This window comes from Microbulbifer sp. MLAF003 (assembly GCF_030012965.1).
Lineage (GTDB): Bacteria > Pseudomonadota > Gammaproteobacteria > Pseudomonadales > Cellvibrionaceae > Microbulbifer > Microbulbifer variabilis.
Genome location: NZ_CP120232.1, coordinates 3,616,659 through 3,641,378, shown reverse-complemented (window position 1 = coordinate 3,641,378; position 24,720 = coordinate 3,616,659). Strand labels below are relative to the sequence as shown.

Below are 24,720 nucleotides of genomic sequence, written 5' to 3'. Positions count from 1 at the left end.
CGCGAAGCAACAATGGGAGACCGGGTAGGCTCTGTATTGATAGAACTCTTACCAGCGGGTGAGAGTTCTATCGAATCTGTCTCTGAGCGTTTATCTATCAGTAAAAGAACTTTACAGCGAAAACTTGGGGAGGAGAACCAAACCTTTCAGACAGTGTTACAGGAAGTCAGGTCAAATTTGGCCGATCACTATCTTGCCAGGTCCAGCCTACATTTGGGAGAGATCTCCTTTATGCTTGGGTTTAAGGAGCCCAATTCATTTATTCGAGCCTACCGAGGTTGGAAAGGAATAACACCATTACAATATCGGGATTCGATTGATTAGGCGACTAAAGTTATTTCTGGTAATAAAATTTAGTCGATTTTCTTTCGATTGTAGGTCTTACCGATGCACAATTCGAGAATATCAAAAATAAAAGATCTACTGGATTTGTTACCTGGCTGGACGATCAGCAAAAATTATTCCGTTATCTGGATTTACTTCCAGAGCTCTTAGTTCTCCTTGATACACGGCTTGTATTTTCCAGCGACCACCAACAAACCGCATACTGGTTATAGGTTTGAATCCCAGACTGTAGAGTTTTGCCCTAATAGTTGATGGATCAAGTGCGATTACCGAAGGGGTCGCCCCGTAAAGGTCGGGGCTATCATAGATAGGTGCTGGTTTATTAGGGTCTATCCCCGGGGGGATTGGATTGGTCAAGTTGCTCACGAGCACAACGGTTGTAATAAAACTCACATGAGGCTCCACACTACATAAAAGCCATATACTTAGTGTGGACAGGGGATGATCGTAGCGCCAGTGCTTAGGGGGGTATTTTTGGGTTTCCTTGCCAAAAAAATACCCCGGCAATGAGTTTTGCCGGGGCAATAAAATCAATTAGCGGTTAAAAATTTTACAAATGTATCTTGCGGTTAACGGGTCATCTTCAACATTACGTTCAAGATTTTGTTTGTGACATTCCCGTAGGGAGGGCGCATAAGTTTTAGTAGGTCAACAGGGCCCTGCTGAAATATTGGGCGTAACTTTGAAAAAGTGAGAAACCCTTCATAGCCGTGATAGTGCCCCATTCCACTCTCACCTATACCACCAAATGGAATATCGTGTTGGCCAACATGTAATACACAGTTATTAATCGATACACCGCCGGACATAATCCGCTCAATATAGCGGTTTTGCAGATTTTTATCGTAGGTATATGGGTATATTGCCAATGGTCTTGGGCGGGCATTGATATAGTCGATGACTTCCTCGGGCCTTGAGTAGGTCATAATTGGCAGGAGCGGGCCAAAAATTTCCCTTTGCATCGCCAGCATATCACCGTTCATATTAACCAGAATATGTGGTGGGAACTTGCGTAAGCTGTCATCCCGCTTGAGTTGCCCGCCACTGAGGTCATATACCTTAGCTCCTTTGTCGACTGCATCGTCCAGGGTTTTCCACAGGCGCTGGTAGGCGTTGCTATCAATAATGGAGGTGTAGTCAGAGCTGTGCCAATCTGGAAAGCGCTTCTTAATTAGCTGTGTCGCATGCGCAATAAAATTGTCCAGCTGGTTTTCTGGAAGGAAGAGGTAATCTACATTTACGCAGATCTGTCCGGCATTTACTAATTTCCAGTGGATCAGGCGCTCTGCCGCTTTTTCAATCGGGAAATCAGGGGCGATGATAGCCGGCGATTTTCCTCCCAACTCTAATGTGACTGGAGTTAGGTTTTCTGCAGCGGAGCGCATTACAGCGCGGCCTGTAGTACTTGAGCCAGTAAAAATTAAGTGATCAAATTTCAGGCTGGAGAATAGTGGGCCTATTTCGCCATAGTCGGCGATAAAAGAAAGCTTCTCCTGGGGAAAATACTTGGGGCTGATCTCTATTAACAGCTCGGCCAGCCGGCATGAGTTTGTGGACATCTTGACCATTGCCTGATTGCCTGCGGCAAAGACATTGGTCAATGGGGAAATGCTCAGGTTAATGGGAAAGTTCCAGGGCACTATCACTCCAACTACACCAATAGGCTGGGGCACCACAGTATTTTTTGAGAGCGGGTAGGCCTTGAGGTCAATATGGCGCCGTCGAGGTTTCATCCACCTTTTGAGATTTTTTATCGCATCCTTGATACCTGCAAGTGCCGGGTAAATCTCCAGGAGCAGGGTTTCTTCCCTCGAGCGGTTCCCATAGTCTGAACATATGGCTTCTATGATCGCCTCCTGTTGTTCCCTCAACATTCGCGCCAGGGTTTTCAGGTCCTGTACTCGCTGTTGATAACTGGGGACTGGGTTGGCGTGATAGGCTCGACGCTGGCTATCCAGCTGACTCTGGAGTAGCGCCTTGTCTGCATCCTGCCGGGTAAGGGTCTGGATGGTCATTTTATTATCCTATGGCGTTTATCTTCGACCAGATTAACCGAATAATCGTTTGGGAGATTGACCAATCGCGTCAGCAGATTGACTAAATAGTAATTAAAGCGCACGTTCCAACTTTGAGGGTGGAAGTGCTAAGGGTCTGGCCCCGTCACAATAAATGTGTGCGGGGCGTTAAGTAGGATCCTCGTAATTCGAGGGTCAGCACTTCTTTGTAAAGGCGACCGCTTAACTGTTGTCAGGTTTGTCAGACAAAACTTCTGCAGAATTAGGATCTACTTCCAAGTCGTGTTTCTGGTCTCCTTTATAGGCCTCAATTTTCCAGCGCCCATTGTCCAAGTCTACTTCGACAATGGGAGTAAAGCCTTGTTGTTCGAGTTTTGTCAGAACAGTGGATAGAGCCATAGCACCAGGAGGGGGTTTCTCATCGGCAAGAGCGGGATGGAGAGCGACCGCAGCGATACTCGCTAGTAATAGCTGGTAGGTGGTCTTCATGGTTGTACTACCTCGCTTGTAGTTGATTGACCGCTATTAGCGGAATAAATTGACCCCGCTCCTCTCCCCAGAGGAACGGCGGTAGAAGCGGTTTTCTGGCTCTTTATGGGCCCTGGCTACCTCCTTGAGTAAGGCGCTTTTGGATCTGCTCACACCACTCGGGACTTCCCGGTTCTATTCCGGGAAAGCTGCCACCTGTCAATATGGTTACTGCAGTAAACCATTCTTTACTGCCAACTGGAGGCAGGCCGGATGGGTATAGTTTTGCTATATGGGCACTTTGTCTGGAGATGATTTGTTGCTGCGCCCAAGCGAACCACTCTGGGGTGCAATCCCTTGCGTTCATACTGTGTTCTGTTGGTGGTGCTGGAGTGTTCCCTATAGGCGTGGGCGGTGCGACAGGCTCTTTCATGGCTTCTCTGACAGTCCCGTCAGAGGCAGGGGTGTCGGGCTCGGGAGATCTGTGACTATCGGACTGACGCTCACAGCCGTGAATGACAAGCATCAAGACGAGTAGGGGAGCAAAGCGGACCATGAAAACTCAAAAGGGTGACTGATTTGCTCCTAAGCATAGGAGGGATTTTGCGACTTTGCCGGTTACAGAGGTTCCAGGTTGACATTAACATTCATCCAAATGAGAATGCTTCTCAAGTTATCCCGAGGGTGATAGGACTCCCATGTTTACCAGATCTCTATTTCAAAAAGCGATTGCAACTATTGGTTTGATTGGTGCCTTTGGTGCCAATGCCGCTGAGCAAGTCAATATTTACTCTTACCGCCAGCCCTTTCTGATTGAGCCGATACTGGAAGAATTCACCGAGAAAACCGGTATTGAGACCAAAGTGGTCTACGCGAGCAAAGGCTTGAACGAGCGACTGCAAAGGGAAGGGCGCAACAGCCCCGCCGATCTGGTGCTCACCTCCAATACCAGTAGCCTGATGGACCTGCTTAACAAGCAGTTGACCCAACCAGTAAACAGTGAAGTCCTGAAAGACAATATCCCGGCACAATTCCGCGATGAGGCCGGCAACTGGTTCGGCCTGACCACCCGGGCGCGTTTGATTTACGCTTCCAAAGACCGCGTTAAGCCCGGTGAAATTACTCGCTATGAAGAGCTGGTAGACCCTAAATGGAGGGGGCGAATCTGTACTCGCAGCGGCAAGCACCCCTATACCCTGTCCCTGATCGCCTCCATGATCGCCCATCACGGTGAAGCAGAAACCAAGCAGTGGCTGCAAGGCGTGAAAGCGAACCTGGCACGTAAGCCCCAAGGCAATGACCGGGCTCAGGTAAAAGCGATCAGCGAGGGTGTCTGCGACCTTTCCCTGGGTAATAGCTACTACTTCGGCAAAATGATTACCAATAAGGAGCAGCCGGAGCAGGTTGATTGGGCCAAGTCAGTCAACCTGGTCTTCCCTAACCAGAAGGATCGCGGCACCCATATGTTTATTTCCGGTGCGGCGCTGACCAAGCATGCCCCCAACCGTGAAAATGCCGTTAAGCTGCTGGAATTCCTCAGTGGCGCCGATGCTCAATACACTTACGCTGAGAAAAACTTTGAGTTCCCGGTGCGCCCCGGCACTGCCCGGTCTGGGTTGATTAAGGAATATATGGGTGAATTCAAGGAAGACGATCTGAGCCTAACGGAAATCGGTTCCTACGTTCCGGCGGCTTCCCGTATGGTTGATGAAGTGCGCTTTGACTTTTAGAATGGTCAACTAATGGGAATTGCTGCCTGGCATATTGGCAGCACTATCTCAGCCTTATTCGAACGGCCCTGTCGAGAGACCAGGGCCGTTCTTTTATAATGAGCTTTTGATTCCTTAATCCATGCTAAACCGAGCGAATTTATCAGCTTCCCGCTGGCTGCTACTGATAGCTACTATTTCCCTACTAGTGGCCCTGCCAGTGTTATCCATCTTTTGGTTGGCATTTTTCCCTGAAGAGAATATCTGGCCGCACCTGTTAGACACGGTGCTGCTCCACTATGTGTCCTCCACATTGATTCTGGCTGGTGGTGTCGGTTTGGTAACGCTGATGGCGGGCGTGGGCAGTGCCTGGCTGGTGAGCATGTGCCAGTTCCCCGGACGCCGTTTGTTCGAATGGGGACTGTTACTGCCGTTTGCTGTTCCCGCCTATGTCATTGCCTATGTCTATACGGATTTGCTGGAGTATGCGGGCCCTGTGCAAAAGTCCTTGCGCGCCTGGTTTGGCTGGCAGACGGCCAGGGATTACTGGTTCCCCGAAATCCGCAGCATGGGTGGGGCGATTGCCATGCTGTCACTGGTGCTCTTCCCCTATGTGTATATGCTCGCGCGCGCGGCATTTATCGAGCAGTGCGGCAGTATTCGGGCCGCGAGCCGGTCATTGGGCTGTACGCCCTGGCAGAGCTTTCTGAGAGTATCCCTGCCAATGGCACGCCCGGCAATTGCAGTGGGTTTATCACTGGTGTTGATGGAAACCCTGAATGACTTCGGCACTGTCGACTTCTTTGCCGTGCGCACCTTGAGTGTCGGGATTTACGATACCTGGCTGAGCCACGGAAATTTAGGGGGCGCAGCACAAATTGCCTGTAGCACTCTGATTTTTGTTGTTCTGTTAATTACGCTGGAGCGAATGGGGCGGGCGAGACAGAAGCACTTTGTACAGTCACCAAATTCCCAACGTGAACGCTATGTATTGCGCGGTTGGCGAGCCGGCGTAGCCCTGTTGTTCTGCGGGTTACTGCTGGTGGCGGGTTTTATTATTCCCCTGCTGGTTTTGGGAGGATACGCACTTAGTAACTTCTCCAGCTATTGGAGCGAAGATTTTATACAGATCGCCAGCAATAGCTTGTTACTGTCTATCGCAGCCGCATTGGTCTCTGTATTGCTGGGCTTGCTGTTGGCTTACGGTAAGCGGTTGCAACCCAAAGGGCCCGTGAAGCTTTTAGTCGGCTTTTCCAAGCTGGGTTATGCAATGCCAGGGGCGGTATTGGCGATTGGTGTCCTGATTCCACTGGCTGCATTTGATAATGCCGTCGACGCTTTTTTACGTGAGCACTTCGATATCTCCATAGGGCTACTGTTAAGCGGTAGTATTTTTGCCATTATTTTTGCCTACACGGTGCGCTTCCTGGCCGTATCCACGGGGGCCATAGAATCCAGTCTGGAGAAGGTAACCCCATCAATGGATAGGGCTGCCCGCTCTTTGGGGCGTAATAGCTGGCAAACCCTGTGGGCCGTGCATTTACCTTTGGTGCGTACAGGCCTTCTCACAGGCGGCTTGGTGGTCTTTGTGGATTGTATGAAAGAACTGCCGGCGACTTTGCTACTGCGCCCCTTCGGCTTTGACACCCTGGCGACCTATGTTTATCAATTTGCTTCCGATGAGATGTTGGAACGCTCGGCCATGGGGGCTTTATTGATTGTCCTGGTGGGATTAATTCCGGTGATTATGCTGAGTCGTTCCATTGGTTGGCGTAGAGGTGAGGAGCGCACAGCCCTGGCGAGCTCTGAAACGCCCGCCTTGTCCTGATAGCTTCTATTGGGCTTGGTCAAACACCAGTGCAGAGGAGAGGTGCAGGGGAAGTTTATCGCCCGGTGCCGCTTGAATATCTGCCTTCAAAGCGGCCTCGATAGTATCCCCTGCGGCCAGCTGGAAGCGATAGCTTACCTGGTTACCGAGAAAATTCTTTTCCAAAACCTGAGCCATCACAGCACCGGGATGTTCGCCTGCGGCAATATCCTCACTGCGCACAAACAGCTCGAGCTGATCTCCACTTTCGTACGCAGCTGTCGGCACCTTTACTTCCCCCAGAGGGGTGCTGATCAGGTCATTGCCCACAACAGTACCGGAAATGATATTTCCTTCACTGACGATTCTCGCAACCGCCAAATTCCTCGGCTTCTGATAAGTATCCTGTGGGCTGTCCCACTGCTGTAATTGACCTTGGTTGAGTACTCCCAGCTTGTCTCCAGCAATAAAGGCCTCGTGGCGGTCGTGGGTAACAATAATCGCGGGGATTTTTTCCTCACGTAGTATATGGCGGACTTCGGCGGCGAGACTTCGGCGCAACTCGGTATCCAGATTGGAGAAGGGTTCATCCAGAAGCAACAACTTGGGGCGTGGTGCCAGCGCTCGAGCCAGAGCGACACGCTGCTGCTGTCCGCCGGATAGTTGGTGCGGGTACTGTTGCCCGAAGCCTTCGAGGCGCACTAACCGTAGTAACGACTGAGTACGGGATTGCCGCTTGTTTTTTGGCATCGACTGGATACCGAAGGCAATATTCTGCTCAACGGTAAGATGTGGGAAGAGGGCGTAGTCCTGAAATACCACCCCTATTTTCCGCTGCTCTGCTGGAACCTGTATCTCAGGGGAGGAAATCACCTCCTTTGAGAGCTGGATTCTCCCTTCAGTAACCGGCTGAAAACCTGCAATGGCGTGCAGCAGCGTCGTTTTGCCACAGCCGCTGGGGCCCAATAAACAGGCAATTTCCCCTGCCTGCAAAGCAAACGAGACTGATTCGATAACCACCTGCTCGCCGTAGCAGCACTGCAGGTTTTCTATAGAGAGTATGGGGTGCACAGGTTTTCCGGTAGTTTGGCTTTTAAACACTTCGGGCAGCTTTCGAGTGTAGTTGCTGATCATACTTACCACTAAACCAACCAGTCTAGTGTGAAGCATGCTTTTAGCTGTACAGCGGACGCTTCTTTTGATCGGAGTAGAGTTGGGTGTTTTTTAAGCAGGCAGGTTGTTTAAACACTCAACATAAACCTCATACGCTAATATATCCATTCTCAAGGATATTGAGATTTCGCCTACTCCATAATCATAGTGATCAGCTGAATAGTATCGACATCTAATTGTAAAATAAGCTGGTCCAATTCAGATTATACCATCAGCCTAGGTATTTAGTCGTGTATTGGGCTACAAGTGATTTCGAGCGGAGATAATAATACATCACTTACATTGAATTTTTCAGGGAGGGATATCTTCACTGGACGCTCATCAATACTGAGGTCGATGTGATGATTGGAATTCGCTTTTGAAGTGAGGAAAACTGGAGTAAAACTTTTTGAAGAGGCTAATCAAAGCTCTGTATACGCCTGAGTTTTCCTCTGGTCTATGCCACACTTCCGTATTAGGCCGAAACCTAACTATACAAGGTATCTACTAAACGTGGGTAAGTTCTACCTTTAGCGCTGTGGCCAAATTAACTTTGCCACTATAGTCATGAAGCTTGTTTTTTAATCTTTGCTTTATGATCATTTATTAATAGAAAGTAAATCCATAAGGTCGATATTGCAGCAAAGAAACACCAGGTTGATACCCATGTTTCACGCTGAGTAAAGTAGACGATAACACCGAGTAGCATGACAAGTGCCCAAAACTTTCTAAAAATTCGATTGCTCGATAATAGAAATAAGAAACCAAGTGAAGAATAAATAATATGTCCTGCTGTAATGGAGAATAAGCTGTCATCGGACATGATATAACATAGGCTATGCCCACATACACTCGTTTTTATTAAGTGTCTTGGCCCTGTTTCTAATAGGACAGGTATCCAAAGGTATAAGCCAAAAATAAAACCTATCATAATTAATATAATAAAAAAATCCTTTTCCATCTTTTTGTTTCAAGGCTAAAGGCTACGATTGGTATCCAGGCAAGCCAAAAAAGTAGAGCAAAAAATAAAAAGAAAATAGAAGATGCTGTTGTCAGTGAGGTTAAGTTTCCGTTGTGTCCAATCCATACCACGCCTTCACTCACTTGTTGTAGCGCAAAAAGAATAGGGGTAATCGCGAGCAACAAATAGGTTTTATCATTTTTTATAGCGTGTCTTATACACAAAGTCCCGCCGACAAGAAGCAGCGCTGCTGATCCGAATGATGCTGTGGCTGAAAAACACATAAGGATATTCTCTATATGTAGAATAATGTATTTTAAGCCAGGGTCTTATGACTTAATGTACAACATAACAATAGCCTTAACCTGGAAAATCAGTATAACTTCGCTAATTTGTACTAAACTTTGGAGTTGATCTGTGAAGACTATATCAAGTTCAGTGCTTTCAATTCTTCCAGTGAGTGAATCTGAAAACATCAACAAAGATGCATCAAAATTGCCCACGGAAATCGATACTTATACAGACAAAGTCTATGTCGCATGAGGGCAACAAGCCAATGCGATGCCGCTCGGTCAGTAGTCGTTCTTTATTCAGTTATAAACGCTGGCCACCGTTTTGACCCTTGAATTGAGGATCGCCTGTTGCATATTAAGGTAATAATGCTCCCACTAAATTAAATGTATTTGGGGTATGTCGGTACTATCTGGTCAAACACGTTACGCGCGTTTAGCTTGGATCGCCACTGATCCCGCGACAACGGAGCTATTGAGTATGACTAATGTGGTTAGCTATGGCTCAGTCCGTCGCGTCTTGCTCAAACTGGCAGAAAAGCTCGCTAAAGATTTGTTGTAGCAACATTTACTTGAGAGTTATCGTCTCCTATCAACGACAATTTGGATTTTAGACGTGGATACCACGGTTAAACCTACCCGCGGTAAACAAGAACCGGCAGTCAAAGTTGATAACCCCATAAACCTGGGCGTCCTTGTCACACTTTTATGATCGTGAATTTACGGCTCATTTTGGATGTTGTGGTAAAGGCGGACACTCACTGCCATTCGAGTCACAGTTTTCCCGGATTACTGGTCATACTCGAACGACTAGAGCGTTCAAAATGGCCTCGTTTTGTACTTTGGTAACCCCAAGTAACTTAGTTGCATGCCACGGAAATAGCTGACAACAATAAAATTAGAAAAGTCATCTTGATATTTAGGTTATTTATAGATGACTTTCAACACTCTAATAAGGTGAAAAAAGAGGCGTAGCGTATAGAGATCGGATTAATTGGTTTTTTAGGCTGGTTTAGGTAATGCGTAGATATCTCTACTCAAACCGTCATTAAACTGTACCCGCCTAGTTTTTTTCCACCTAGCCTTTCTACTAGGGCACGTGCAGCAATATTCTCATCATCCATATAGGTTTCTACTATATTCCATTTGAACTCATTATAAGCGTGCAACAAAGCTGCATTAGATGCTTCTGTAGCTATACCTTTTCCTCGCCCTTCAGGTGTTACCCACCAAGTAAGTTCTCTAGGCCAGTCTTTACCCTGCCAAAAACCACACGTTCCAATATAGCTATTATCTGATTTTAATTGGATGGCCCAAACACCAAAGCCAAGTAAATGCCATGATCCTAGATCGGCTTTCAATCTAGACCAAACTTGTTCTTTTTTAATAGGCCCGCCATACATTTTTGATGCTTCTTTATCTGTATAAAATTCCTCATATACTTCAAAGCACTCTTCGCTTGGCGGAACTAATCTGAGCCTTTCGGTCTCTATTATTGGTATCATACTTTTCCCTTCAGTTTAACGCCTTTAGCAGCGGGCCGAAAAGGCGCCAGGATTTTTGATCCGTTGCCTAAACTTGTTAGAGTAAATATCGCACATTAGTTTTCGCGGACAAAGTTAATCAGACAGAGCGCTAAAAGCAAGGTTGCAATAACGCCAGATCCTCCAGCAATAGCAGAGGGCAAAAAGGCATCTCGTCCAAACGCAATCAAAATTGCATTAGCGAATATGGCAACAGCGCCAACTAATGCAGTCACACCTCCCAATGCCTTGCTATTCCCATGCATTTTGGCTATTCCAAAAATGAGTGCAGCAAAGCCTAACAAGAGCTTTGCTGCGTAATAGATCATGAAGGACAAGGCTACAACTGCTCCTGCCGTAGTTCCAAGCACGTCAAGTTGACTAGCGGCTTCGCGAAATGGTCCGAACATGGTAAGACCAATGCTAACCTGGACTACATTCAGTACTGCGCTGAACGCAATGGCGGACCATCCAACTTGATAGTTACTAGCTTGCACCATTGCGGCTCCGGCAAATGCTGAGAGAATAGTGAAGAGTAAGGCTTCGAGCCCCCAGAGAATTTGCCGCGGGGCGTTAATCTCAGCAATGTAGAGAGCAGTATAAACTGTCTGCGTAAGCGCCAGTACCAACAGCAGATATGATGTGATTTGGACAGTTTGTTTATTAGTAAAATTCATAATTACATGCCTTGTATTTTCTATGCCCGACTTTTGCTTTTAGGTGTAACTATCGTTCCAATACAATCCGTCTAAAGTTATTAGCTGGTGGCCGATTAGTCCAATTCATCAGGTTCCGTCTCACGCCGCCATCACCCACCGGAAGTAACTGGCGCTTTTTTATGCTCAGCAAAAAAGGTGACAGTTACCGGAAATCCGTTGTCTGCCCTTGTTTGGTTGTTCTTGCCCGATTCTGATGTTGAAAATCTTTTTCTCTAATGGGTAAATTGAGATCCACCTTCGGCAGCTACCGAAGGCTTTGTTTACCACAGTTCGTTGCAGAGCCGGTTCATAAAGACCGATAGCAAGTAGGAACGTGACAGGCACTCACTAGGCATAATTCGAACAGTCATGTGGGCTTTGAGCCCGAATAGCATTGACGATGATGCTTCTCACCATCTAGATTTCTGCTAGAGACGGTACTCTGAAACCCGTCTATCTATATGAGAATAGAGAGGCATGTAAATAAACATAAAAGTGCCATACAAAAGAGTAAAATTCCTTGTGAATTTTCCTCTTCCAACCCCTTTACTGCTTTTCTCGCCATTTAAACACTTATAGCTACCATGCTCTTATCAATAACGCCCACAGCAGGAGCGGCAGAAACGTAGTGTAGACCGTCCCGCGCAGGCCCGAAGGCGAAGGGCCGGAGCACCCTGCTTGCATTTGTTAGGTGATTGATGCTTGCGCAGAGCTTTGCGTACCACTTTCACTTGCCGATAAATAGTGATTCCATACACCCGCTGCACCTGCAATTGCTACGCACACTAGAAAGCAGCCGATACATCTAAGGGCATTTACTCTATTTTTGTTACCTAGATCAGTAAACAAAGAAGGCATGAAGACCGCAAATGGGAGCGCCGCTCGCCATTTTCGATTTTCCCTCATGTTCTTGTTCGCTTCAAAGATATAGAAAAAACCAGCGATTCCAAATCCTAACCCAGCGACACTGGATAGCAAGAATAATACGTAGCTGACTAAGGCTATTCCTTCTGTACTCATAATCACCTAACGCCTTGCGGAGGGGCGAAGGGCGCAGCACCTTGTCCCGCTTGCGCAATTGTTATGTTTATGGTTGGCACGGTACTAGGTACTTAGCGTCAGGTTTTGGGACATTTTCTTCTTTTCCATTTATCCAGTAAGGGCTGGGGTGGACTAGGGGGAAAGATGGTAGTTCGATTTCCATTTCCGTACCACCTGAGGTTATGCTCCCCCGAACAGCCCAATATCTCCCAATTGTTCCCCACCCATGGTGAACTACCCTTGAGATGGTAATCTGAGTGCCTGACGGAACCTCAAATAGCATAGTCCTCTGTTTTTCAAATAGGAGCTTATCGAATTTTTTTCATCAAATGCTTCACGATTTTCAAGATAAACAGTCCAGCTAGACGGAAATCCACCTTGTCCTACTGCCTGCACACTATTACATAGTTCGCTATTTTCATTAAATCCAGTTAAGTCAGCACATCGCCCTTCGTAAATGAATGCATTCTTCTTGAATTCGAAGCACTGCCCCATTAAATGCATTGCTTCAGGGGCCTCGCCCATATTCATGGAGGTGATGCAACCTGCCAGCAACGCAGGCAATAGTAAAACTAATTTTTGATGCATAAAAAATAGTTCTTAGTAAACATAACGCCCGCGTCATTTGCCGCAGCGCAGCGGAGATCAAATGCACGCGTTTGTTATATTTTCGCTGCATTCTTCAGGTTGCTACCCTTTAGCGACACAATTTGATCTGCCAAAGTGAAAAGCTCTTCATCAATGGTACTGCCGTAGTATGGTTTAACTTCAATCACATTATTGTATTCAGACTTCACCAGATGTAGCTTATCATCAATGACTATAAAATTTTCGTAGCTCCAACCTAGCTCAACGATTTTTCTTGTATCTTTGACAAACGCATCATAACCGTTATTTTCAGTTATTTGAGCGCAATCTTCCCTAGTCAAAAGAAACTCTAGGTTATCTACACCACCAAAAAGTCTTTTAACGATATACTGAGTATACAGGCCATAAGACGCTGTCCAAACTGCTAAAGCGAAATGCTCGGACAATTCTGCAAGGAGTCTCTCGGCTCCGGGCCTTATATGCACCATCGCATTTGATATAGAAAAACTTGGTTTCTTACCAATCCATTCATGGCATGAGTGAATTAGTGTTTCATCCAAGTCAAGAACAACTAGTTGCCTGCTCATAGTGCCCTAATAAATATAACGCCTACGATAATGGGCCGCAGTGCCGGCGTGAAGCGCCGGAACTGAGGTCCGAGGCCACTTGCGGCCGGGCGTTGATTGTATTGTTAGGCATTTAAGAAAACCATTCCTTTGACTCTTTTGCATTTAGCAGTAGAAACACGAAAAGAAAACACACTGCCTCCCCTATACCCGTGTATATAGAATACTCCTCTAAAGGGGTATAAATACTCATACCTGCAACCAATAATGCCAGAATTAGAAATGTATTCTTTGGATTATCACTTCTAGTTCGGATTGAGCTTGAAACCCAATATAGAATTCCGGCCCAAACCGGGATAAATAGATAGTTATATATATCGTAGGGCCCTTCTTCCGAGGCATAGGTCAGCTCTTCAATTAGAAAGATCATAAAGCTAAGCACAATAAACCCAAATGCAAAATATATTGTTTTTGGCATCACTTTCGTATCTGTACTTAAATCTGATTCTGGAATTTTGTATGGGTCCATGATTTATGCCTAACGCCAAGCCTCGCTGCCTGTGATTGTTAACTTTGATCTACGCTCTTGAGCTTAACTCGCGCACCTAGCTTCCTAGCAATACCAGTGAGCACAGAGTCAAAGGGATTTTCATACTGAATAAAACGAACCCCATGCTCAGTAAAATGAAAGCAAACTTTCCCGTCGTAAGGAAATCGCTCTAAGTTCATAGAGCTTGGAACCCAGTAACCAGATCCCGGAATCTCAATTTCTAGAAACTCTTTTGTAAATGGGTTTTGCTGAATCAGTTTATCGGTGACTAGAAAGTTCGGCTCTCCACTCGCAACTTCACGCCATTCATCAACCGATATCCTTCCCCCATCCCTTTCTATGATGCAATGCTTCATTGGCTACTCGTAAAGCTAACGCCTTGCTTAGGGGCGCGCACTTTTTGCGCGTCCCGTGGAGGCCCGTCTTTTTGGCCGCAACATACTACAGCAACTTGTTAAGTGTTGTAGTAGTAATTTGCCAGGGCTATGCCGACAATAACTAAACAACTAAAAGCTACTTGTTTAATGCTAAAGCCCTTCTTATTACTGGCTCTGGCTGAATATTTAGCGATGGCATAAATAGATATGCCATATAAAAATAGTCCGGCTATGAGTACCAGCCAAGACTTATATATTACAGCCAAAACCGGTATTGCTATCGGCAAAAATACATAACCAATTGCCGTAGCTAATTTTTTGAAGAGCATCTCTCAGTTCTGGGTGCATAGACACTTTAGCCTGTCCGATTTCCTGCGCTTGTTAAGTTCGTTATTTTTCGCCTTCATAGCCCATATGATAAACATACTTTTCTAACGATCTCATTAGCCAGCTATCGTCGTCACAGTGTATGTGCGCTTGATAGTGCTTTCCTTTTTCTTGCAATGAATACCAGTGTTCCATGTCCTCTGCGAATATGACATCACCCGGTAATGGTTCAGGAGTCATAAAATAGGGATCTACTGTATCTAGTTTTTTCCACCATGCTTCCAATTCAAATGGTGTCATTTGAGGAAACCAGAACCAATGCTTATAGCCATACTCTTCTTCGAGTAAGACCATGAATTCTTTTTCTCTATACGCGATATCTTTCTGCATGACTCAAGAATTTAACGCCCACAGCAGGGGCGGCTTACCTTATGCGCGTCTTGCGCGAAAATGGGAGCGAAGTAACCAGCACAAAGGTGCATAGCATTGACCGCCCGGTACAGCGCCTGGTTAAGTTTGATTGGCACGGTGCCCATTATAAGCAGCTCTATACTTAGTGAGATTTACGCTTAAAAAGCCGCATCCAAAATATGCCTTCAAAAATTATACCTAGAACCAGGAAAATTGCGCCGCCTGCCGGAATACCAAATACATAGCATGCAATTGCAGCAAAGAAACATAGCAGTGTCAGCACCCACCTTTTTATCAACTTCAATGCGTTATCCTTTTTGATTTTTCGCAATCACTCGACCGCAAACTTAACGACCACAGCACGGGCGGCCAGAGCGCAACGTAGGCCGTCCCGCGAAGGACCGAAGGGCCGTAGCAACGTGCCTGTAATTGTTAGCTGCCTTTGCGTAATTGCTCATTATATATTTCCTGTATCTCAGCATGGCCAACTACTCTTGAGCCTTCTCGAACCTCCAGATGAGCACCAGTCTCTAGGCATTTTGGGTATGCCTCTGGCGTGATGAATTTAACAAACGCTAGAGTGCGCATGTTAGGTTCCGCAATCCCCGCATCAATAAACCAATGAATTGTAGTCGTGAGGTAGTCGGCTTTAACCCTGTAATGAGGTCGGTATCCATTCTTTACGATGATATCTTTACCGGAAAGACATATCTGCACAAGAACATCAGGCTCCCAGTCTGGATTTTCAATTCTATCGAATTTATCAGGTATCACTTTTGTCTCTTACAACAGTTAACGTCTGGCGCAGCGGCGAAGCACACAGTGCTGAGTCCGGCAGCCAAAGGCTGCGCATTGCCGCCACTTGTTATGTGCTTCATGCCTCGTTCTTCTCTGATAATTTTTTAATCGTGTTAGCATAGTAAATTAAGAACACGCCTAAACATAGCAGTGAAACAATAAAAATATCGTCAAATACTGATTTAATGAATGATAAAGCATGGGTATCAATATGCCTTCCTAGAAACATTCCCAAACTGGCCCATATAAAATACAATAACTTGTGCGGCCACGTTTCAACCCTATCTTTTGGGACCATTTTGTATCCAAGAAGCGGGATGCTGATTATAAATGGAATCAATAGTACAGTATCGTAATAGCCTATATGCATGACCACAAATACTGAAATCAATAAAAAAGCCCCTATCAATCTAAGATTTAGATATTCCTTTAGCATATCAATATAATTCACATAACGCCGCAAACAGCGGCAGACTTGTTGTTGATTTTTTTATGCTAAAATGGCGAAGCCAAGCATAAAAAAGCGACGGCAAGGCTGTCCAAGGAACACAGCGACTGATGCTGGTTTGCTTTGTTATGCATTATCTTCGTCGTCAAAGTACATATCCCAAGAAACACTTAACCCCAATTTTACGAGCTCATTCATCATTGCCACACTTAGGCTAGGCCCACCTTGTCCAGTTGAATCCCAACGGCAAAATATATCTGTCATACAGCCTGAATCTTGAAGGAGTGAAAGGCGGCCTTCTTTACCTTTGAGTAGTGAAAGCAAAAACTCCAAATGTTCCACATTATCTGTAGAGTTCAAATCATTTTCGGTAGTTCTAGACCAAAAATTAAACTCTCTTCTGGGTTTATATTTTGAATTAAGATCTCTAGGGACCGAATCCGTCGATTTGATACCTATATGCTTTTCGATATCGTCAGGGTGCATTTCATCTGAAAATATCCTTAACGTAGCGTAGGTTTCAGTACAAGCCATTCTGATTCTCTAGATTTGCTGGTCTTGCCCACAAAAAGTAGACACTCTAACTATGCGTATTTTCGCTCATACTCTGCTGGACTTACATAGCCTAATGCAGAGTGCCTACGAACCCTATTGTAGAAAATCTCAATGTATTCAAACACCTCAGATTTTGCTTGCTCTTCGCTTTCGAATGTTCCGGCATAGACCAGCTCGACTTTTAATCTGCTAAAGAATGATTCCATTGCCGCATTATCCCAACAGTTAGCCTGGCGACTCATACTCGGCTTGCACTTGCTTTCGGACAAGAGATCCTGGTATTTCTGCGATCGATATTGCACACCCCTGTCAGAGTGAACTATTAGTCCAGGCTTTATTTGTCGTCGCTCTAGAGCCATTTTCAATGCTCGACGTGTCAATTCATCCGTCATCTGGGAGTCGAATGCCCAACCTACAATACATCGAGAGTACAGATCCATAACTACCGCGAGGTACAACCACCGCTCCAGAACCCAGATATACGTAATGTCACTTGTCCAGCGGCAATTTGGTCGATCCACATCAAAGCAACGCTTAAGTAAGTTGGCGGAGACATTAATGCTCCCCTCTACGGGCTGACTATATCGAAAGCCTTTGCCGTTTCTCGCTTTAATATGCTCCTGATGCATAAGCTTAGCGACGTAGTTCCGTGAACATGGCTCACCTAACTCTCGAAGCTCGCAAGCGATTCTAGGCGCCCCATAACGACCTTTAAACGCAGTAAACGTCTCTCGGATTTTATCGATTGTTCGTATCTTTCTAATCGTGTGAGGAGGTGGCAACCGCCCTCGCCATCGATAATAACCCGATCTTGAGACTTCTAAACACCGACACATCAAGCTAACCGGGAATGACCCTACATGCTCTTGTATCAGTGCGTACTTTACTCTCGGTGGTTCGCAAAGTACGCAGCTGCCTTTTTTAGAAATTCAACCTCCTGACGTGCTTCATGCAGTTCCTTCTTGAGCTTGCGAACTTCAGCGCTTTCCTGTTTGGAATAGTTGACGCCGCCTAAACTATTGAACTGCTTATCAGACAGTCGATTAAATTGACGACGCCAGTTGTAGATCTGCTGTGCGCTGACGCCTAGCTCTCGTGCCACGGAGGCCGTTGTTGCTCCAGGCTTTTCCGCTCTCTTAACTGCTTCTCTACGGAACTCCTCCGTATACGCCTGAGTTCTTTTCTTACCCATGATACACCTCCGTGTTAGGACTAAACCTAACTATACAGGGTGTCTACTAAACGTGGGTAAGTCTTTTGCATAACGCCGCCGGCAGGGGCAGCTTACCTTGTGCGCGTTTTGCGCAAAAATGGGAGCAAAGCGACCTGCGCAAAAGGTGCACAGGGTAAGCTGTCCCGCGGAGGGCCGCAGGCCCGGAGCAAATTGCCCGGCTTTGTTATGTGGCCCCAAGGGAGCGTCTTAGCAGCCCTCTTGTTCCGATGGTGGAATAAACGGAATTGAGGAATGAAGCCTATTCTGTATACACCCACCATGAGAATACATAAGCTGTGTTTCCTCATCACCGAGGCCTAAATTGATAGTCACAGCAGGTTCATCTTCTATCAATTTACCGCAAAAACAACAGATACATTTAGTACCGAAAGCCTCAGATAAAGCCCTTCTCAGTTCTCTAATCCACATAGATACTCCGATAACCCGAGGACACATAACGCCCGCAACACGGGACAATTTGTAGCGACGAAGGAGCGGAAAATTGTTCCTCGTGCTTGCGTTTGTTAAGTGCACTTTTCATTTGCACAGATTTTCATGTATTGACTATCAAACTCCGGGGGATTTGTTGTGCCCCTAGTACTTAGCCATGTAGGGAAGGCCAGTACAGAATTAGTGGGGAGCTCTATTTCTAAACCTTTATTATCCCCTGAAACTATCTCGGCTCGAATAGCCCAATAGTAGCCGTTGGACCCCCAAGGATATTGAACCAACCTAGTCATTTTGAATACAGTGCCCTTGGGTATAGCCTTAATGATTGTGCGTTGCTTCTCGAATGCTAGCTTCGTGAATAGCCTTTGATCCCATGAGGCCTTTGAAGCAAGGTATTGCTGATAGTCTTTAGGTGTAGTTGAATATTCGTTCCCAGAGTTAAAAGCTTGGACAGCAGTGCACCATTCTGTCGATTGGATACCCGCATTTACATCGGCGCACCGGCCTTCATACAAGTAGCCATCTTTGACGAGCGCAAAATATGAACCAATGAAGGCTTCTGCTATTGCCTCATTAGTTTTGTCGTGGACAACGACACAACCACTAAGCAAGACAATAAAAGACACGACTAGGTATTTCACACACACCTCTTGTGCACTTAACAGTGTATTCAAAAGCAGCTGCATTATATCACCAGTCAATATACCCTAAGAATAGAAGGCTTCTCTAGCCGGAAAAAGCATATAAATCAGTATGTTAGCCAGCACTGGTGGAAAATTAATCTAGTGGATATATCGCGACTGAATTATATCCTGATATTTTGCTGCATTTGATCACAGGCGTAAATCATTCAAAAACAATAAGTTAGCGATTTTTTTACTGTGGATATGTGCGTCTGCTCTTGATCTTTGATATGGGTAGCATGAAAAGTCAATAAGGTGTATACAAAAATAACAAATTCAAGTCACTACGGTTGATATTTGCCCAAAGCTAACTGTTAAACCAGAGTGTCTGGTCGATAGTCTGGTGCAGCCTATTTCAAATAGTGTTTACCGTACCAGAAGGCTTCTAACTTAGATAATGGGTGAAAATAACACTATTGCTATGAATAGAATGCCGACCAAGATCCCACAGCAATATTTTAAAAGTCTGTAAGATAATTAGGTTATTGAGAGATCTTTTCTATTGATGCGTGGGAAATATTTCAAGTAGCAATACTACTATTGTTTTTTGTGTTCTAACGTGAGAAACGCTGAAGGGTTCTAATTTAAGTGACCATTTTTATGTGTGACTGAAATTTTTCAAAGCGTAAATAGCCAAAAATATAGGTGCAAAAATAATTTTATTAGATTTGTTTAAGTGTTAAAGCTGCGTAATATCTATACATATTTATTAGTATAACGTGTAGCAATATGGTTTTGTCGCGCCTGCTGGGGCCCAATAAGCAGGTAATTTCCCCTGGGAGTAGGGGGAACAGATTCGATCACGTGTTCTGCCTCTGCGTTGGAGAGATTGCCAAAGCGGGACAGTAGCTTGACCTCCTTTTGGGAGCCGAATGTGACGGGCGTCCATCTTAGGAGGGAATAACACTTTCCTGCAGGTAAGGTGTTCCAATTGACCTTTGGGGGCGGCGGTATGCAGACAGGAAATTTTTAAAAATTGCTGACAACGCTGTCATCAATCTTGTAGTATGGCTACAAATAGTTAGCGCAGGAGCGTTTATTGCTCTTCTGGCGTTACCTCCGGGGGACTGGGAAGCCCGGATGTAGTACATAACAATACAAATTCTTAGAGGCCGTTTCTGATGGCTGCGTTGGGAGACAGGGAAATTCTTTATATCGGTATCGATGGAGGCGGCAGTAAGTGCCGTGCTTCAATCCTCAACAGTGATAATCGGGTGTTGGGCACAGGGATATCAGGCCCCGCGAATCCACTCCACGGTTATGCGCAAACAATAGATTCGATTGTGCGCTCCGCCACGCTTGCGCTTTCTGATGCAGGCCTTCCGCCCCAAGCGCTCGGTGAACTCGTCGCCGGAGTTGGTCTTGCGGGCGTTAATATGCCAAGCCTCTACAATGAAATGGATGCCTGGGCGCACCCCTTCAAACAGATGTTCCTCACCACTGATCAGCACTCGGCCTGCCTTGGTGCGCATCGTGGTGGTGATGGGGCGGTCATTATTGCCGGTACCGGTTCTTGCGGTTACGCCTGGGTCAGTGGTGAGGCTCGCCTTTTGGGCGGCCATGGGTTTCCCCATGGCGATAAGGGCAGCGGTGCCTGGATGGGGATGGAAGCGGTCAAGTACTTGTTTCTGGCCCTCGATGGTCTCGCTGAAGATTCCCGACTGAAAGATGAATTGCTGTCAGCGCTGGAAAGTGCCGATGCCCAGCAAGTGTTTGAGCGCATTGGTGGAAAATCCTCCAGTCATTATGCGCGCCTTGCAGTGCCGGTGGTGGAATATGCGGAAGCTGGTGATCCGGTTGCGCTGGCGATCGTGCGTGATGGTGCAAGTTACATCAGTGACCTTGCGGATAAATTATTTGAAATGAATGCTCCACGGCTTTCCCTGATCGGCGGCGTTGCACCGCGTCTGAAGCAGTGGATGGCTCCGCATGTTGTGGAGCGTGTGGCGGAAGCCCTGGACCCGCCGGAGTTTGGCTGTGTTTATTTTGCTCGCCAATGTGTTGCCGAGGCGGCGAGTGGCAGTGCAGGTCCTATCGATTCCGATGAAAAAGCATTGTTCGGATAATTGAAAAAATTGGTACGGAATTGAATTTTCCCGCTGGAGCCGTTAAGGGAGACAGGTCATGGCGATGACAATTATGGAAACCGAGGCCCGTGAAGCCCCGGATTGTATTGCAGAACAGCTGCAGAGTAATGCTGCGGTAATGGCCCAGCTGGGTGAACGCCTGCGCAACAAACCGCCGCGATTTGTCATGATCGTGGGGCGTGGGTCCTCTGATCATGCGGGCGTGTTTACCAAATATCTGATTGAAATCGAGACGGGTACGCCGACTTTCGCTGCGGCGCCCTCTGTATCCAGTGTCTATGGGCGCACGCTCAAGCTGGAAGATTCCTTAGTCATCGTCATTTCCCAGTCGGGCCGTAGTCCTGACATCCTGGCTCAGGCGAAGATGGCTAAAGAGGCCGGTGCCTATACCGTCGCTTTTGTGAATGATGAATCGGCCCCGATCAAAGATATCGTCGATTTGATGGTGCCTTTGAAAGCCGGGCCGGAAAAAGCGGTCGCAGCGACCAAAAGCTATCTGGCGACGTTATCCGCGGTGCTGCAGTTGGTAGCCAACTGGAAGCAAGACGAAGAGATGCTGAAGGCTGTTGCTGAACTGCCGCAGGCGCTACGTGATGTGGTTTCCGCGGAGACCCAACTGCGTCCGGAAGATCTCGCTGCGGTGAAAAACCTGGTTGTGTTGGGTCGTGGACCGGGTTATGGCATTACCCGCGAGCTGGCGCTGAAGCTGAAGGAAGTCTGCAATATCCATGCAGAGCCTTTTTCCAGTGCGGAGTTCTTACATGGGCCGGTAACCCTGGTTGAGCAGCAGCTGACCGTGATCAATGTGCCGATTGAAGATGAATCTTATCAGGCGCATAGCGAACAAATCGCAGATATTATCCGTCGCGGTGGCACCCTGATTAATCTGCATGTGCCTTCAAAAGGCATACATCCACGCGTTGCTCCGCTACCTCTGTTGCAGCGTTTCTATATTGATGTAGCGCATATCGCTGTCAGCCGTGGGATTAACCCGGACGAGCCGGCAGGTCTGAAAAAAGTCACCCAGACGGTCTGAGTTTGACCGCTAGAGCAGGGGGTTGCGCGTGGTTCAGGTGTTGCTGGCAGAGCGTTTGTTTGATGGTGAGCGGGTTCTCAATGATATCCCGGTCTCAATCAATGCCGATGGCAGAGTTGCTGCGATAGGTGGTGATGTGCCGGCTTCTGGCGCGGAGCGCTTGCCCGGTACCCTGGCGCCGGGCCTGATTGATGTTCAGGTCAATGGTGGTGGGGGTGCATTATTTAACAATGAACCGACGTTGGCATCGTTGCAGAAGATGGCCGGTGCGCATGCCGGTTTTGGCACCACGGGTATGTTGCCGACACTCATCACTGATGAGGTTGAAGTCATGCAGCGCGCGGCGGACGCGATTAGTACCGCCTTGCGTAAAAAAATACCCGGCATTATCGGTGTGCACTTTGAGGGGCCGCATCTCAGTACTCCGAAAAAGGGTACCCATGAGGCACGTTTTATTCGAGGTCTCAATCAGGCAGAGCTGGATATTTATGCGCGTGGTGACCTGGGTGTAAAAGTCGTGACGCTGGCGCCCGAAAATGTTGCGCCGGAGGATATCCGCAAGCTGGTGTCGCTGGGCGTGCATGTGTGTCTTGGGCACTCAAATGCCGATGGGGCGACAACCGCTGCGGCATTGGAAGCGGGGGCGAGCGGATTTACCCATCTGTATAACGCGATGTCGCCGTTCCAGTCTCGGGAACCGGGTGTGGTCGGAACGGCGTTGATCAGCGACGATGCGTGGTGTGGTCTGATTGTTGACGGCCATCATGTCTGTGCGGATGCAATTCGCCTGGCTCTGAAGGCCAAGCCCCGGGGAAAATTGATGCTGGTGACAGATGCCATGTCGCTAGTCGGTAGTGAAGAGACCAGCTTTCCTTTATTTGAGCGCGTGGTGACCCGCGAGGGTGACAAGTTAACTTCGACTACCGGAGAGCTGGCAGGTTCTCACCTCGATATGATCGGTGCCGTACGAAATATTCGAGACTGGTGTGATGTGCCACTGGAGGAAGCACTGCGAATGGCCTCCCTTTATCCGGCGACGTTCCTCAGCGTGGAAGGTGGCCGACTGGCAGTGGGTGCGCCGGCAGACATGATTTTACTGGATAGCGAGTTGCAGGTACGCAGGACCTGGATTTCGGGCAGGGAGGTTCACAGCATTTGAAGTTTTTTCGTAATACGTTCAAACAACAATAAATATAAAAGGTGCTTCTTATGGAATCCGCCGTTAGTGTTCAAAGAGAGACGCGCAGCAGCCTGTTGCCTATGGCAATTATCGGCATGCTGTTTTTCATTTTTGGTTTTGTGACCTGGCTGAATGGCTCGCTGATGCCGTTCCTGAAAGTGCTCTGTGATCTCACAGAATTCCAGGCGCTGTTCGTTACCTTTGCGTTTTATATTGCCTACACCGTCATGGCGTTGCCCATGTCGTTTATCCTGCGTAAAACGGGATACCGCGATGGCATGGCCATTGGCCTTGCGATCATGGCAGTCGCTGCGCTGATTTTTATTCCGGCTGTGCAAACCGGTAGCTACCTGGTTTTCCTGGTGGCTCTGTTTGGCCTGGGGGCTGGCCTGACCATTCTGCAAACGGCTTCAAACCCCTACGTGGTGAAGGTGGGGCCTGCTGAAAGCGCGGCCATGCGTATCGCCATCATGGGCATTATCAGTAAAAGCGCGGGTGTGCTCGCACCTTTGGCCTTTACAGCGCTTGTGCTGTCTGGCCTGACCGATTTCAATAGTGAATCACTGGCCGAACTGTCTGCGGCTGAACGGGAAGTCCAGCTGGCGGAAGTTTCCAGCCGCCTGATCATGCCTTACATCTACATGGCGATTGCGCTGTTCGCGTTGGTTGGACTGGTGAAGTTTTCCGGCCTGCCGGAAATCGACGAAGATGACGCTGGCCAATCTGAGGGAAGCTTCCTCGATATTCTGCGTTACCCCCAGGTTGTACTCGGCTCTCTGGCGCTGTTCGCCTACGTTGGTGTCGAGGTTATTGCGGGTGACACCATCGGCCTCTATGGCGAAGGTCTTGGTTTGTCCAATTACGCCGCCCTCACGTCCTACACCATGGTGTTTATGGTGATCGGTTACACCATTGGTGTTGTAGGGATTCCACGCTTTATCAGCCAGCAGCAAGCCTTGTTCGGGTCGGCGGTGGCTGGCAGCCTGTGTGTGGTCGGTGTGCTGTTTGGTTCACAGGAAAGTACTTTACTGGCCGATATCCTGTGGGGGTGGAGTGGTATCGCTCCAGTAGTCCCTGACACCATCACTTTCGTTGCCCTGATGGGGTTGTCGCACGCACTGGTGTGGCCTGCCGTCTGGCCTCTCGCCCTGGACGGTCTTGGACGTCTGACCGCGCAGGGGTCTGCGCTGTTGATTATGGGCATTGCCGGTGGGGCCATTATCCCAACCTTTGGTTTCGGTCCTCTGTCCGAAATCGCCGGTGAAGTGCGCACGGGCTACTGGGTAGCGCTGCCGTGCTACCTGTTCATCCTTTTCTATGCCCTGAAAGGGCACAAGATACGCAGCTGGAAATAATTCCGCTGCATGTTGCATCAGTCAGTTTGATTCTCGTCGTTGTATCCCTTTGGCTCGCGTGAACCTGCCCTCCTTAAAGGAGGGCTT

At 47.4% G+C, this 24,720-nt stretch carries 28 protein-coding genes; 7 read left to right on the top strand and 21 right to left on the bottom strand.

The features are described from left to right. The first annotated feature begins 12 nt into the window (after positions 1 to 12). A complete protein-coding gene (locus P3339_RS23605) occupies positions 13 to 324 on the top strand; it encodes a helix-turn-helix transcriptional regulator (RefSeq protein WP_353056937.1) in 312 nt (103 codons plus the stop codon). Positions 325 to 914: 590 nt separating this feature from the next. On the opposite strand, the gene P3339_RS17455 is transcribed toward P3339_RS23605, so the two are convergent. From P3339_RS17455 to P3339_RS17445, 3 genes are all read right to left on the bottom strand, one after another. Then, on the bottom strand, positions 915 to 2,360 hold the full coding sequence (locus P3339_RS17455) for a coniferyl aldehyde dehydrogenase (protein WP_020412324.1): 1,446 nt from the start codon (positions 2,358 to 2,360) through the stop codon (positions 915 to 917). Between the two features lie 222 nt (positions 2,361 to 2,582). Then, on the bottom strand, positions 2,583 to 2,849 hold the full coding sequence (locus P3339_RS17450; protein WP_020412325.1) for a PepSY domain-containing protein: 267 nt from the start codon (positions 2,847 to 2,849) through the stop codon (positions 2,583 to 2,585). 103 nt (positions 2,850 to 2,952) lie between these two features. Next, complete coding sequence (locus tag P3339_RS17445; RefSeq protein ID WP_282951355.1) at positions 2,953 to 3,384, bottom strand: hypothetical protein; 432 nt, start codon at positions 3,382 to 3,384, stop codon at positions 2,953 to 2,955. A 142-nt stretch (positions 3,385 to 3,526) separates the two neighbouring features. Between P3339_RS17445 and P3339_RS17440 the strand changes: the two genes are divergently transcribed. Together P3339_RS17440 and P3339_RS17435 are read left to right on the top strand one after the other, a co-directional pair. After that, positions 3,527 to 4,558, top strand: a complete 1,032-nt coding sequence (locus tag P3339_RS17440; protein ID WP_282951354.1) for a Fe(3+) ABC transporter substrate-binding protein — start codon at positions 3,527 to 3,529, stop codon at positions 4,556 to 4,558. 121 nt (positions 4,559 to 4,679) lie between these two features. After that, positions 4,680 to 6,365 (top strand): ABC transporter permease, encoded by a 1,686-nt coding sequence (locus P3339_RS17435; RefSeq protein ID WP_282951353.1) that lies wholly within the window; start codon positions 4,680 to 4,682, stop codon positions 6,363 to 6,365. 6 nt (positions 6,366 to 6,371) lie between these two features. Here the strand turns inward: P3339_RS17435 and P3339_RS17430 are convergent, their stop codons facing one another. The 18 genes from P3339_RS17430 to P3339_RS17350 form a co-directional block, all read right to left on the bottom strand. Further along, the gene (locus P3339_RS17430; protein ID WP_282951352.1) at positions 6,372 to 7,478 is read right to left on the bottom strand and encodes an ABC transporter ATP-binding protein; all 1,107 of its coding nucleotides are present in this window, start codon (positions 7,476 to 7,478) and stop codon (positions 6,372 to 6,374) included. 583 nt (positions 7,479 to 8,061) lie between these two features. After that, entirely contained in the window at positions 8,062 to 8,427 is a 366-nt protein-coding gene (locus P3339_RS23600) for a DUF6629 family protein (RefSeq protein ID WP_353056936.1), read from the bottom strand. 2 nt (positions 8,428 to 8,429) lie between these two features. Beyond that, entirely contained in the window at positions 8,430 to 8,741 is a 312-nt protein-coding gene (locus P3339_RS17425; RefSeq protein ID WP_282951351.1) for a hypothetical protein, read from the bottom strand. 1,043 nt (positions 8,742 to 9,784) lie between these two features. Beyond that, positions 9,785 to 10,252 (bottom strand): GNAT family N-acetyltransferase, encoded by a 468-nt coding sequence (locus tag P3339_RS17420; RefSeq protein WP_282951350.1) that lies wholly within the window; start codon positions 10,250 to 10,252, stop codon positions 9,785 to 9,787. Positions 10,253 to 10,347: 95 nt separating this feature from the next. Further along, complete coding sequence (locus P3339_RS17415) at positions 10,348 to 10,947, bottom strand: hypothetical protein (RefSeq protein ID WP_020412332.1); 600 nt, start codon at positions 10,945 to 10,947, stop codon at positions 10,348 to 10,350. A gap of 708 nt (positions 10,948 to 11,655) precedes the next feature. Next, positions 11,656 to 11,988 carry a hypothetical protein gene (locus P3339_RS17410; protein WP_282951349.1) on the bottom strand — a complete coding sequence of 111 codons (333 nt, stop codon included), beginning with the start codon at positions 11,986 to 11,988 and terminating at the stop codon, positions 11,656 to 11,658. Between the two features lie 255 nt (positions 11,989 to 12,243). Continuing rightward, on the bottom strand, positions 12,244 to 12,597 hold the full coding sequence (locus tag P3339_RS17405; RefSeq protein ID WP_282951348.1) for a hypothetical protein: 354 nt from the start codon (positions 12,595 to 12,597) through the stop codon (positions 12,244 to 12,246). Between the two features lie 74 nt (positions 12,598 to 12,671). After that, positions 12,672 to 13,184: an HAD family hydrolase gene (locus tag P3339_RS17400; protein WP_282951347.1), complete on the bottom strand. Its 513-nt coding sequence runs from the start codon at positions 13,182 to 13,184 to the stop codon at positions 12,672 to 12,674. 112 nt (positions 13,185 to 13,296) lie between these two features. Beyond that, positions 13,297 to 13,692, bottom strand: coding sequence for a hypothetical protein (locus P3339_RS17395; RefSeq protein WP_282951346.1), 396 nt, complete (start codon positions 13,690 to 13,692; stop codon positions 13,297 to 13,299). A 38-nt stretch (positions 13,693 to 13,730) separates the two neighbouring features. Further along, on the bottom strand, positions 13,731 to 14,069 hold the full coding sequence (locus P3339_RS17390; protein ID WP_282951345.1) for a hypothetical protein: 339 nt from the start codon (positions 14,067 to 14,069) through the stop codon (positions 13,731 to 13,733). A 98-nt stretch (positions 14,070 to 14,167) separates the two neighbouring features. Continuing rightward, positions 14,168 to 14,419 (bottom strand): hypothetical protein, encoded by a 252-nt coding sequence (locus P3339_RS17385; protein ID WP_282951344.1) that lies wholly within the window; start codon positions 14,417 to 14,419, stop codon positions 14,168 to 14,170. 61 nt (positions 14,420 to 14,480) lie between these two features. Further along, positions 14,481 to 14,807: a hypothetical protein gene (locus tag P3339_RS17380; protein ID WP_282951343.1), complete on the bottom strand. Its 327-nt coding sequence runs from the start codon at positions 14,805 to 14,807 to the stop codon at positions 14,481 to 14,483. Positions 14,808 to 15,260: 453 nt separating this feature from the next. Further along, entirely contained in the window at positions 15,261 to 15,602 is a 342-nt protein-coding gene (locus P3339_RS17375) for a hypothetical protein (protein ID WP_282951342.1), read from the bottom strand. Between the two features lie 100 nt (positions 15,603 to 15,702). Beyond that, positions 15,703 to 16,077 (bottom strand): hypothetical protein, encoded by a 375-nt coding sequence (locus P3339_RS17370; protein WP_282951341.1) that lies wholly within the window; start codon positions 16,075 to 16,077, stop codon positions 15,703 to 15,705. 123 nt (positions 16,078 to 16,200) lie between these two features. After that, a complete protein-coding gene (locus P3339_RS17365) occupies positions 16,201 to 16,608 on the bottom strand; it encodes a DUF4279 domain-containing protein (RefSeq protein WP_282951340.1) in 408 nt (135 codons plus the stop codon). Between the two features lie 50 nt (positions 16,609 to 16,658). Next, positions 16,659 to 17,501: an IS3 family transposase gene (locus P3339_RS17360; RefSeq protein ID WP_282953616.1), complete on the bottom strand. Its 843-nt coding sequence runs from the start codon at positions 17,499 to 17,501 to the stop codon at positions 16,659 to 16,661. Positions 17,502 to 17,512: 11 nt separating this feature from the next. Continuing rightward, positions 17,513 to 17,821: a transposase gene (locus P3339_RS17355; RefSeq protein WP_282951339.1), complete on the bottom strand. Its 309-nt coding sequence runs from the start codon at positions 17,819 to 17,821 to the stop codon at positions 17,513 to 17,515. Positions 17,822 to 18,366: 545 nt separating this feature from the next. Beyond that, a complete protein-coding gene (locus tag P3339_RS17350; RefSeq protein ID WP_282951338.1) occupies positions 18,367 to 18,933 on the bottom strand; it encodes a hypothetical protein in 567 nt (188 codons plus the stop codon). Between the two features lie 1,163 nt (positions 18,934 to 20,096). Between P3339_RS17350 and nagK the strand changes: the two genes are divergently transcribed. The 4 genes from nagK to P3339_RS17330 are packed head-to-tail and all read left to right on the top strand — an operon-like array spanning position 20,097 to position 24,633. Then, complete coding sequence (gene nagK / locus P3339_RS17345) at positions 20,097 to 21,041, top strand: N-acetylglucosamine kinase (RefSeq protein ID WP_282951337.1); 945 nt, start codon at positions 20,097 to 20,099, stop codon at positions 21,039 to 21,041. 58 nt (positions 21,042 to 21,099) lie between these two features. Then, a complete protein-coding gene (gene nagB-II / locus P3339_RS17340; protein ID WP_282951336.1) occupies positions 21,100 to 22,098 on the top strand; it encodes a glucosamine-6-phosphate deaminase NagB-II in 999 nt (332 codons plus the stop codon). A 28-nt stretch (positions 22,099 to 22,126) separates the two neighbouring features. Continuing rightward, the gene (gene nagA / locus P3339_RS17335) at positions 22,127 to 23,257 is read left to right on the top strand and encodes an N-acetylglucosamine-6-phosphate deacetylase (RefSeq protein WP_282951335.1); all 1,131 of its coding nucleotides are present in this window, start codon (positions 22,127 to 22,129) and stop codon (positions 23,255 to 23,257) included. A 50-nt stretch (positions 23,258 to 23,307) separates the two neighbouring features. Beyond that, the gene (locus P3339_RS17330) at positions 23,308 to 24,633 is read left to right on the top strand and encodes a sugar MFS transporter (protein WP_282951334.1); all 1,326 of its coding nucleotides are present in this window, start codon (positions 23,308 to 23,310) and stop codon (positions 24,631 to 24,633) included. The last annotated feature ends 87 nt before the right edge of the window (positions 24,634 to 24,720 follow it).